At 55.1% G+C, this 10,469-nt stretch carries 9 protein-coding genes, 2 tRNA genes and 1 rRNA gene; 2 read left to right on the forward strand and 10 right to left on the reverse strand.

Annotated features, from left to right (window positions below):
- Positions 1–54 precede the first annotated feature (54 nt).
- The 6 genes from ilvA to ilvL form a co-directional block, all read right to left on the reverse strand.
- Positions 55–1,599 carry a threonine ammonia-lyase, biosynthetic gene (gene ilvA, locus F8562_RS05000; RefSeq protein WP_014227448.1) on the reverse strand — a complete coding sequence of 515 codons (1,545 nt, stop codon included), beginning with the start codon at positions 1,597–1,599 and terminating at the stop codon, positions 55–57.
- A 2-nt stretch (positions 1,600–1,601) separates the two neighbouring features.
- Positions 1,602–3,452 (reverse strand): dihydroxy-acid dehydratase, encoded by a 1,851-nt coding sequence (gene ilvD, locus F8562_RS05005; RefSeq protein WP_014227447.1) that lies wholly within the window; start codon positions 3,450–3,452, stop codon positions 1,602–1,604.
- 61 nt (positions 3,453–3,513) lie between these two features.
- Positions 3,514–4,443 (reverse strand): branched-chain amino acid transaminase, encoded by a 930-nt coding sequence (locus F8562_RS05010; protein ID WP_014837062.1) that lies wholly within the window; start codon positions 4,441–4,443, stop codon positions 3,514–3,516.
- A gap of 16 nt (positions 4,444–4,459) precedes the next feature.
- Positions 4,460–4,717 carry an acetolactate synthase 2 small subunit gene (gene ilvM / locus F8562_RS05015; protein WP_014837061.1) on the reverse strand — a complete coding sequence of 86 codons (258 nt, stop codon included), beginning with the start codon at positions 4,715–4,717 and terminating at the stop codon, positions 4,460–4,462.
- A complete protein-coding gene (ilvG, locus tag F8562_RS05020) occupies positions 4,714–6,360 on the reverse strand; it encodes an acetolactate synthase 2 catalytic subunit (RefSeq protein ID WP_014227445.1) in 1,647 nt (548 codons plus the stop codon). Before ilvG ends, ilvM begins: the two co-directional genes overlap by 4 nt.
- Before the next feature lie 139 nt (positions 6,361–6,499).
- Positions 6,500–6,598, reverse strand: a complete 99-nt coding sequence (ilvL, locus tag F8562_RS05025) for an ilv operon leader peptide (protein ID WP_001311244.1) — start codon at positions 6,596–6,598, stop codon at positions 6,500–6,502.
- Between the two features lie 350 nt (positions 6,599–6,948).
- Between ilvL and F8562_RS05030 the strand changes: the two genes are divergently transcribed.
- Positions 6,949–8,469: a YifB family Mg chelatase-like AAA ATPase gene (locus F8562_RS05030; RefSeq protein ID WP_014837058.1), complete on the forward strand. Its 1,521-nt coding sequence runs from the start codon at positions 6,949–6,951 to the stop codon at positions 8,467–8,469.
- 23 nt (positions 8,470–8,492) lie between these two features.
- Here F8562_RS05030 and F8562_RS05035 read toward each other — a convergent pair whose 3' ends face one another.
- Positions 8,493–8,831 (reverse strand): DUF413 domain-containing protein, encoded by a 339-nt coding sequence (locus F8562_RS05035; protein ID WP_004097464.1) that lies wholly within the window; start codon positions 8,829–8,831, stop codon positions 8,493–8,495.
- Between the two features lie 118 nt (positions 8,832–8,949).
- Here F8562_RS05035 and hdfR point away from each other — a divergent pair, with 118 nt between their 5' ends.
- On the forward strand, positions 8,950–9,771 hold the full coding sequence (gene hdfR / locus F8562_RS05040; RefSeq protein WP_004097454.1) for an HTH-type transcriptional regulator HdfR: 822 nt from the start codon (positions 8,950–8,952) through the stop codon (positions 9,769–9,771).
- 81 nt (positions 9,772–9,852) lie between these two features.
- Here the strand turns inward: hdfR and F8562_RS05045 are convergent.
- The 3 genes from F8562_RS05045 to rrf all read right to left on the reverse strand — a co-directional run bounded on the left by F8562_RS05045 (position 9,853) and on the right by rrf (position 10,229).
- Positions 9,853–9,928: transfer RNA gene (locus F8562_RS05045), tRNA-Trp, on the reverse strand.
- 53 nt (positions 9,929–9,981) lie between these two features.
- Positions 9,982–10,058, reverse strand: a tRNA-Asp gene (locus tag F8562_RS05050).
- A 55-nt stretch (positions 10,059–10,113) separates the two neighbouring features.
- Positions 10,114–10,229: ribosomal RNA gene (gene rrf / locus F8562_RS05055) — 5S ribosomal RNA — on the reverse strand.
- Between the last annotated feature and the right edge of the window lie 240 nt (positions 10,230–10,469).

Genomic DNA, 10,469 nt, shown 5'->3' on the forward strand with positions numbered 1-10,469 from the left:
CCGGGCCTGCTCAGGCCTGCAGCCCGACCACAGGCCTGACAAGCACAGCGCTTCTTAACCGGCGAGGAAGAACCTGAACGCTGGATTATTGCTCTCATCATGGCAATCGTAGCCCAGCTCATGCAAGCGGGTTTCGAAGTCAGGCTCGTGATCGCCCAGTTCGAATGCCGCCAGCACGCGGCCGTAATCGGTACCGTGACTGCGATAGTGGAACAGAGAGATGTTCCAGTGGGTGCCCAGCGTATGCAGGAACTTCAGCAGCGCGCCGGGCGATTCCGGAAACTCGAAGCTGAACAAACGCTCCTGCAGCGGCTGAGACGGACGCCCGCCGACCATGTAGCGCACGTGTAGCTTGGCCATTTCATCGTCGGAGAGATCCACTACGCTGTAGCCACCGTCGTGCAGCAGGTTGAGGATCTCTTTCCGCTCTTCCAGCCCCCGGCTCAGGCGCACGCCGACAAAAATGCAGGCATTTTTCGCATCCGCGAAGCGGTAGTTGAACTCGGTCACCGAACGGCCGCCCAGCAGCTGGCAGAACTTGAGGAAGCTGCCCTTCTCTTCCGGAATGGTGACCGCCAGCAGCGCTTCGCGCTGTTCCCCCAGCTCGCAGCGTTCGGAAACGTAGCGCAGGCCGTGGAAGTTGACGTTCGCGCCCGAAAGTACGTGCGCCAGGCGTTCGCCGCGAATATTATGCTGAGCGATATATTTTTTCATCCCCGCCAGCGCCAGCGCCCCGGAAGGTTCTGCTACCGCACGCACATCTTCAAACAGGTCTTTCATCGCCGCGCAGATGGCATCGCTATCGACGGTAACGATGTCGTCGAGATACTCCTGGCAGAGACGGAAAGTCTCATCGCCGATGCGTTTCACCGCCACGCCTTCTGCAAAAAGCCCAACGCGGGGTAAATCGACCGGATGACCCGCATCCAGCGCGGCTTTCAGACAGGCAGAATCCTCGGCCTCAACCGCAATGACTTTAATCTGCGGCATCAGCTGTTTGATCAGCACCGCTACGCCGGCCGCGAGACCGCCGCCGCCGACCGGGACAAATACGCGATCGATATGGGCATCCTGCTGCAGCAGCTCCAGCGCCAGCGTCCCCTGCCCGGCAATCACCATCGGATGGTCGAAGGGCGGAACCCAGGTGAACCCCTGCTGCTGCGCCAGCTCGATGGCTTTGGCTTTGGCTTCATCGAAATTCGCGCCGTGCAGCAGCACTTCACCGCCGAAGCCGCGCACCGCATCAACTTTGATATCCGCGGTGGCGGTTGGCATGACGATGAGCGCCTTCACGCCCAGGCGAGATGCCGAGAAAGCCACGCCCTGCGCATGATTACCCGCCGAAGCGGTAATCACGCCATGCGATTTTTGCTCTTCCGTCAGGCCCGCCATCATCGCGTAGGCTCCGCGCAGCTTAAAGCTGTGCACCGGCTGACGGTCTTCACGCTTCACCAGCACAACGTTATCGAGGCGCGACGAGAGCTTTTCCATTTTTTGCAGCGGCGTGATCTGCGCGGCTTCGTATACCGGCGCGCGCAGTACCGCTCTGAGGTATTCCGCCCCCTCGGGGGCGGCGGACAGGGGTTGAGACTCGGCCATCATTAACCCCCAAGTTTCGATTTATCGCGCACCGCGCCTTTGTCGGCGCTGGTTGCCAGGCTGGCATAGGCGCGAAGGGCAAAGGAAACCTGACGCTCGCGATCTTTCGGCGTCCATGCTTTATCACCGCGCGCTTCCTGAGCTTCGCGGCGTGCCGCAATCTCGGCATCGCTTAGCTGCAGCTGAATACCGCGGTTCGGGATATCGATAGCAATCATGTCGCCATCTTCAATGATCGCGATATTGCCACCGCTGGCCGCTTCCGGAGAAACGTGACCAATAGAGAGACCTGAAGTACCGCCGGAGAAGCGCCCGTCGGTAATCAGCGCACAGGCTTTACCCAGGCCCATTGATTTCAGGAAGGTCGTCGGGTAGAGCATCTCCTGCATCCCCGGCCCGCCTTTCGGCCCTTCATAGCGGATGACGACTACGTCACCGGCGACCACCTTACCGCCTAGGATCGCATCCACAGCCGCGTCCTGGCTTTCGTATACCTTCGCCGGGCCGGTAAATTTGAGGATGCTGTCGTCAACGCCGGCGGTTTTCACGATACAGCCGTTCTCGGCAAAGTTGCCGTACAGAACCGCCAGACCGCCGTCCTTGCTGTAAGCATGTTCCAGCGAGCGGATACAGCCTTCTGCGCGATCGTCATCCAGGGTGTCCCAACGGCAGTTCTGAGAGAAAGCCTGCGTTGTGCGGATACCCGCAGGGCCAGCGCGGAACATCTTCTTAACCGCTTCATCCTGCGTGACGGTGATATCGTACTGCTCCAGCGTCTGCGGCAGGGACAAACCAAGCACGTTTTTCACATCGCGGTTCAGCAGCCCGGCACGATCCAGTTCACCTAAAATACCCAATACGCCGCCCGCGCGATGCACGTCTTCCATATGATATTTCTGCGTACTTGGCGCGACCTTACACAGCTGCGGCACTTTGCGGGAAAGTTTATCGATATCGCTCATGGTGAAGTCGATTTCCGCTTCCTGCGCCGCCGCCAGCAGATGCAGTACGGTATTGGTGGAACCGCCCATGGCGATATCCAGCGTCATGGCGTTTTCAAACGCCGCCTTATTGGCGATATTACGCGGCAGCGCAGAGGCATCGTCCTGCTCGTAATAGCGTTTAGTCAGCTCAACGATACGTGAGCCCGCATTGAGGAACAGCTGTTTACGATCGGCGTGAGTCGCCAGCAGCGAGCCGTTGCCCGGCTGCGACAGGCCCAGCGCTTCGGTCAGGCAGTTCATGGAGTTCGCGGTGAACATTCCCGAACAAGAGCCGCACGTCGGGCAGGCGGAACGCTCAACCTGATGACTCTGATCGTCGGAGACTTTCGGGTCAGCGCCCTGAATCATCGCGTCAACGAGGTCGAGTTTAATGATTTGATCGGACAGTTTAGTTTTCCCGGCTTCCATCGGACCGCCGGAAACAAAAATGACCGGAATATTCAGGCGCAGAGACGCCATTAACATCCCCGGGGTGATTTTGTCGCAGTTGGAGATACAGACCATTGCATCAGCACAGTGGGCGTTAACCATATACTCAACCGAGTCGGCGATCAGTTCGCGGGATGGCAGTGAATAAAGCATACCCCCGTGCCCCATCGCGATCCCATCATCCACCGCAATGGTGTTGAATTCTTTAGCGACGCCGCCAGCGGCTTCGATTTGCTCAGCAACCAGTTTGCCGAGATCGCGCAGGTGAACGTGGCCCGGCACGAACTGGGTGAAAGAGTTCACCACGGCGATAATCGGCTTACCGAAATCATCGTCGGTCATTCCAGTGGCGCGCCACAGCGCGCGGGCACCCGCCATATTACGGCCGTGAGTGGTTGTGGCGGAACGGTACTTAGGCATGCTTTAGTTACTCCCAGTGTCTGTTAAATGGGGCGTTGCGTGCCGCCCCATCTTTTTATACTTAGTTATTAACCTGATCCAACCAGCCCCATTTATCCTCGGTTTCACCGGTGAAGAGGCCAAAGAATGCTTGCTGAATGCGTTTGGTGACCGGGCCGCAGCGGCCTTCGCCCACCTGAATACCATCAACGCTGCGCACCGGCGTAATCTCTGCAGCCGTGCCGGACATAAATACTTCGTCGGCCAGGTACAGGGACTCGCGGGACAATACCTGTTCGCGCACTTCCAGACCCAGCTCTTTCGCCAGCTTGATGATCGCGTCGCGGGTGATGCCCGGCAGCGCGGAGGAGGTGAACGGCGGGGTAAACAGCACGCCATCCTTCACTTCAAACAGGTTTTCACCGGCGCCTTCAGAGATATAGCCGTTCACGTCCAGCGCGATACCTTCCTGATAGCCATGACGACGCGCTTCGCTGCCGACCAGCAGCGAAGAGAGATAGTTACCGCCGGCTTTGGCCGCGGTCGGAATGGTGTTCGGCGCTGCGCGATTCCAGGAAGAAACCATCGCATCGATCCCCTGATCCAGCGCTTCGGCACCCAGGTAGGCGCCCCACGGGAACGCCGCGATGATCACGTCAGTGCTATAGCCCGGAGGCGGGTTGACGCCCATGCCCACGTCGCCGACAAAAACTAACGGGCGGATATAGGCGCTGGTCAGACTGTTTTTACGAATGACTTCACGGCAGGCTTCCATCAGCTCATCAACGCTCTGAGAAACCGGGAAACGATAGATTTTTGCTGAGTCATGCAAACGCTGCATATGTTCACGGTGACGGAACACCACCGGTCCCTTGTGAGAGTCGTAGCAACGGATGCCTTCAAATACGGAAGTCCCGTAGTGCAGCGCATGGGACATCACGTGAACCTTCGCCTCGCCCCACGGAACCATCTCACCATTGAACCAAATGTAATCAGCTTTTTTCGTCGTCATTGTTCTTCCTTTGCGCTCAGGCGCGAATTTGTTGTGATGTAGGTTGCTGGATCTCGACGCAGGCGACGTCCACCAGTTTGCTTAATTGACTAAACAGTAATTCGACGGGCCGCTGGCTGGCAACGGTCAGTTCAATATTAATATTCCGGGCATCGGCGGCGGTTGCCATATTCATCGCGCAAATCTGGAACCCGCGATGGCGCACGACGCGCAGCACGCGTTCTAAGGTTTCTGGATTAAAGCGAGCCTGCAAGGCGACCTGATGTTGCATCATGATAATTTCTCCAGCATTTCTGCATTACTGGCACCGGGCGGCACCAACGGCCAGACGTTCTCAAGTTCGTCGATTGAGACATGAAGCAGGTAAGGCCCCTGGCTCGAAAGCATGGTGTCGAGTGCCGCTTCAACCTGGTCTTTACGGGTGATGTGTTGACCAGGGATGCCGAAGGCGCTGGCCAGAGTAAGGAAATCGGGGTTATCGGTAAGGGTGGTTTCGCTATAACGTTCCTGAAAAAACAGCTGTTGCCATTGTCGAACCATTCCTAAACGCTGGTTGTCCAGTAAGACTATCTTCAGCGGCAGCTGCTTGCGTTTTACGGTGCCCAGCTCCTGCACGTTCATCATGAAGGAGCCGTCACCGGAGATACAGATAACCGTATCGTCTGGACGGGCCACCTGCGCGCCTACCGCTGCGGGCAAGCCGAAACCCATAGTGCCTAATCCGCTGGAAGTGATGAAATTCTCCGGGCGCGTATAGGTCATATGCTGCGCTGACCACATCTGATGCTGGCCCACATCGGTTGTCACGACGCAGTCTGCGGGTTTGCGATCGGAAAGCTGCTTCAGCAGCAGCGGGGCATAGATAGCGTCTCCCGGATGGTCGTAACGCCAGGCATGCTCGGCGCGCAGCTGCGCATTACGTTGGCGCCAGGCGTCGATAGACAGCGGCTGCTGCAGCGCGGGCAGCATCACATTCAAATCACCGGTCAGGCCGATATGTGCCTGACGGAGCTTGTTCAGTTCAGCCGGATCGATATCCATATGGATGACTTTGGCGTGCGGGGCAAACGTATTCAGCTTGCCGGTGACGCGATCGTCAAAACGGGCGCCTACCGCGATCAGCAGGTCACATTCCTGTACTGCAAGGTTGGCCGCTTTAGTACCGTGCATCCCCAGCATGCCCAGATAGTAGGGATAATCCGCCGCTACCGCTCCCAGCCCTTTCAGGGTGGACGTCACGGGCATTTGCGTAACGGCAAGAAATTCGCGCAGCGCCGGTACCGCCTGCGCCATCCCCACGCCGCCACCAACGTATAACATCGGCTTCTGCGACTGAGCCAGCATCTGCAAAGCGTATTCGATATCCGCATATGGAAAATCAACGTCGTCGGCTACCATGGAAAAATGCGGATCGAGATCGCCCTGAGCCAGCTGGATGTCTTTTGGGATATCGACCAGCACGGGACCGGGACGCCCGGAGTTTGCCACGTGGAAAGCTTCAGCAATGACGCGCGGCAGCTCTTCCAGCGACTGCACCAGAAAACTATGCTTAGTGCATGCCAGCGATAATCCGAGAACATCCACTTCCTGGAATGCATCAGTACCAATGAACGGGGCAGCAACCTGGCCGGTGATAGCAACAACGGGAACGGAATCAAGCAGCGCGTCGGCGAGGCCGGTGATCAGGTTGGTTGCGCCAGGCCCCGAAGTGGCGATACACACCCCGGTTTTGCCGGTAGCCCTGGCATAGCCGATAGCCGCCATAGCCGCGCCCTGTTCATGCCGGCACAGTAGGTGTTCCACGCCGCCGTCATACAATGCATCGTAAACCGGCATAATTGCTCCACCCGGATAGCCAAAAACGGTATCGACTCCCTGTGCTCGCAAAGCATGTACTACCCACCGCGCCCCATTCATAGTTACTTCCCCGTCGTAGATCGAGAGAAACAGAATTTTATGCTACCAGCCATCGTCTGCTCCTCTTTTCTGTTTTTAAGTTATAAAAAAACCCCCGGACCTTTCGGTGCGGGGGTCTTAGTTCGTTAAGGCTTGTTTTTTAAGCCTTTCCTCGTCCAAGTGCAGCCCCGCACGGTGGGATAATAATCACCACCACGCTAATCACGACCAGGCTAATCACTCGTAGAAGGGCTGTCATTTTATGTTCTTTCTGGCTTCATGTTCGAAGGAATACCTAAAGAGGTACCACAGACTTCGTGTTAAACACAAGATTTTTTTATGACCTCATTACTTACCTTGCTAACCATTTAAGAAAAAACAATTGTTTTTAATGGGAAAAATATGAAATGAAAATATTTCAATTTGTGGCGTGCTCCACAGCACTTTTTCATCTTGTTGCCTGATGACAGCATTTTACGAGCCAGCATCCAACATCAGTGCAAAGCGGAAATTGCCGGGAAATTGGCTGGGAGCAAGCATGCAGAATTTAATATTGCCGAATTACTCAACAGCAAATCGCCGACATAATCCTGGTTCTCAGGAGGTGTTATGTCACTCGCCATTGTTTACACCCGCGCCGCTCTCGGGATCGGTGCCCCGCTTATCACGGTTGAAGTTCATATCAGCAACGGGCTCCCAGGCCTGACAATGGTAGGACTGCCTGAAACAACGGTTAGAGAAGCGCGTGACCGGGTACGTAGTGCGATTATCAACAGCGGCTACGCTTATCCGGCGAAAAAAATCACCATCAATCTGGCCCCGGCCGATCTGCCAAAAGAAGGGGGAAGATATGATTTACCTATCGCTCTCGCGCTTCTGGTGGCCTCAGAGCAGCTAAAGGCCCCCAGGCTAAATCAATATGAGTTTGTCGGCGAGCTGGCGCTTACAGGCGCTCTGCGTGGCGTTCCTGGGGCCATATCCAGCGCCATGGAGGCCATAAAAGCGGGGCGGAAGATTGTTATCTCTAATGAGAATTCTCCAGAGGTGGGGTTAATCGGCGGCAGTGACTGCCTTATCGCCACCGATCTCCAGGAAGTCTGCGCTTTTCTCGAAGGTCGACATGCCCTGGCTAACCCCCTTCCAGAAGGGGAATATACGGATGAAACATCGGTTGATCTGCGTGATGTTATTGGCCAACGGCAGGGGAAACGAGCGCTGGAAATCATCGCTGCAGGTGGTCACAACCTGCTGATGATAGGCCCGCCCGGCACAGGAAAAACGATGCTCGCCAGTCGATTACCGGGACTACTGCCGCCGCTGAGTAATCAGGAAGCGCTGGAAAGCGCGGCAATACTTAGCCTGGTCGATTCCAGGCATGCCATGAAAAATTGGCGCCGCAGGCCCTTTCGTGCCCCGCATCATAGCGCCTCCCTGGCGGCCATGGTGGGCGGAGGCTCAATTCCGGCACCGGGAGAGATCTCCCTTGCCCATAACGGAGTCCTGTTCCTGGATGAGCTGCCTGAATTCGAACGCAGGGTGCTGGATGCGTTACGCGAACCCATTGAGTCAGGGGTTATCCATATCTCACGCACGCGCGCCAAAATCGATTATCCAGCCCGTTTCCAGCTTATTGCAGCAATGAATCCCAGCCCGACAGGGCACTATCAGGGCCAGCATAATCGCGCTTCACCTGAACAGACGCTACGCTACCTGGGTCGTTTATCCGGCCCGTTTCTTGACCGATTCGATCTCTCCCTGGAGATCCCACTTCCGCCGCCGGGGGTGCTCAGCCAGGGAACAAACGAAGAGGAAAGTAGCGCCTGCGTACGCCAACGTGTTCTGGCCGCACGCGAAAGGCAGCTATCGCGGCAGAAAAAACTTAACGCGCATCTGGGAAATGATGAGATGAAAATCTGCTGCCGGCTTCATAAAGATGATGCTGTCTGGCTGGAGCAGACGCTAATACAGCTCGGGCTTTCAATCCGCGCCTGGCAGCGCCTGATTAAAGTGTCCCGAACTATTGCCGATATTGAGGCTGTCGAACGCATCGAACGCCATCATTTGCAGGAGGCTCTCGGCTATCGGGCAATAGACAGAATGTTGAGCCATCTACAAAAAATGATGGCGTAAAAAAAGGGCTTACGCCCTTTTTCTTAATCATCGCTTTCTGTGTAATCTTCCGTACCTTCCACCTGCGGCTTGCCGCCGGACAGGGTATGGAAACGCTTCGGACGCTTAATGCGCGCCATGTACTTAATCCAGACGCGTTCTGCTTCCGTTGCGGGCTCACGTTCACCACGGCATACCGAAACAAACTGTTTTTCATCGTCGGTGACAGGCTCGCGTTTACCTAGTTCGAGTTCATTAAAGGCATAACCATGACGTTCCAGCAGTTGCGCCTCTTTGATGGTGAAATCTCCATGACGGGAAAACCCGCGCGGATAATTTTTATTGTCGAAAAAACGATTAGTTGTCGTAAAGCTTTCCGCCATCCTACACGCTCCTGATTCTTTGGCCGAGCTAATTATGGCGCGGAGTATTAGTTACGCTTGACAGAGCGTCAAACAAAACATTTAAATCATCACGACAAATAATTTTGCGGAGAAGAGTGTGGATACGGAATTGCTCAAGACTTTCCTTGAGGTGAGCAGAACTCGCCACTTTGGCCGAGCCGCAGAGGCGCTTTATCTGACGCAGTCAGCAGTTAGCTTTCGTATTCGTCAGCTGGAGAACCAGCTGGGGGTAAATCTTTTTACCCGTCATCGTAATAATATCCGTCTGACCTCAGCCGGAGAGAAACTGCTACCCTACGCCGAAACCCTGATGAATACCTGGCAAGCTGCGCGCAAGGAGGTCGCGAATGCTTCCCGCCATAATGAATTTTCGATCGGTGCCAGCGCTTCTCTGTGGGAATGCCTGCTTAATGGATGGCTGGGAAAGCTCTATACAGAGCCCTATAACCTACAGTTTGAGGCGCGGATTGCGCAGCGGCAATCGCTGGTCAAACAGCTGCACGAACGTCAGCTTGATCTCTTGATCACGACAGAATCGCCGAAGATGGATGAACTAAGCAGCCAGTTGCTGGGTAATTTTACCCTGGCGCTTTATTGTGCCTCTCCGGCTAAATACACAAATGAATTGAATTATTTACGCCTGGAATGGGGGCCCGATTTCCAACAAAACGAAGCGGGATTGATCGGAAATGATGATATTCCTCTGCTGACCACCAGTTCTGCCGAGTTAGCTTACCAACAGCTCAGCGCGCTTAAGGGCTGTACATGGCTGCCCGTGCTCTGGGCACAGGGGAAAAATAATCTGCATACGGTTACCGACAGTGCGACTCTTTCAAGGCCTCTCTATGCGATTTGGCTACAGAACAGCGATAAACAAGCGCAGATTCGGGAGATCCTGAAGCACAATATATTGGGATAAACGCACTCCTCCAGGGATGGAGGACGATTGGCGGGAAATTTAAAGCAAAAAAAATCCTTTGCCTGAGCAAAGGATTATATATGGCAGGGGCGGAGAGACTCGAACTCGCGACACCCGGTTTTGGAGACCGGTGCTCTACCAACTGAGCTACGCCCCTAAAGTTTCTTATCATTAAGCCTGCTTAATCAGCAGGCTTAATCTTTTAATAAGTGGCGGAACGGACGGGACTCGAACCCGCGACCCCCTGCGTGACAGGCAGGTATTCTAACCGACTGAACTACCGCTCCACCGAATACTTCTGTAACCACCGGATTTATGCACCGGCTTACTACTTAATTTGATGCCTGGCAGTTCCCTACTCTCACATGGGGAGACCCCACACTACCATCGGCGCTACGGCGTTTCACTTCTGAGTTCGGCATGGGGTCAGGTGGGACCACCGCGCTGTCGCCGCCAGGCAAATTCTGTTGTCAGAAACGAATCTTTTACACCGATGCTGCGTTGGCTGCATTCGTAAAGTCAGTCACATACTACAGTATGCTCCTTCCTTTACTTCATTTGCCGCCTTGCCTCAGCGTAAAATCTTTCGTTCCCGAAAATCTGTAATCTAAGCTGAAATTGTTGTCTTCTCAAATCGCCAAAACATCTTCGGCGTTGTAAGGTTAAGCCTCACGGTTCATTAGTACCGGTTAGCTCAA

This window comes from Klebsiella sp. RCJ4, assembly GCF_009025755.1.
Classification (GTDB): Bacteria; Pseudomonadota; Gammaproteobacteria; order Enterobacterales; family Enterobacteriaceae; genus Klebsiella; species Klebsiella michiganensis.

Bases quoted from the DNA above. Each gene is read 5' to 3' on its own strand.
- ilvA (WP_014227448.1), bottom strand. From the start codon at position 1,599: ATGGCCGAGTCTCAACCCCTGTCCGCCGCCCCCGAGGGGGCGGAATAC.
- ilvD (WP_014227447.1), bottom strand. From the start codon at position 3,452: ATGCCTAAGTACCGTTCCGCCACAACCACTCACGGCCGTAATATGGCG.
- F8562_RS05010 (WP_014837062.1), bottom strand. From the start codon at position 4,443: ATGACGACGAAAAAAGCTGATTACATTTGGTTCAATGGTGAGATGGTT.
- ilvM (WP_014837061.1), bottom strand. From the start codon at position 4,717: ATGATGCAACATCAGGTCGCCTTGCAGGCTCGCTTTAATCCAGAAACC.
- ilvG (WP_014227445.1), bottom strand. From the start codon at position 6,360: ATGAATGGGGCGCGGTGGGTAGTACATGCTTTGCGAGCACAGGGAGTC.
- ilvL (WP_001311244.1), bottom strand. From the start codon at position 6,598: ATGACAGCCCTTCTACGAGTGATTAGCCTGGTCGTGATTAGCGTGGTG.
- F8562_RS05030 (WP_014837058.1), top strand. From the start codon at position 6,949: ATGTCACTCGCCATTGTTTACACCCGCGCCGCTCTCGGGATCGGTGCC.
- F8562_RS05035 (WP_004097464.1), bottom strand. From the start codon at position 8,831: ATGGCGGAAAGCTTTACGACAACTAATCGTTTTTTCGACAATAAAAAT.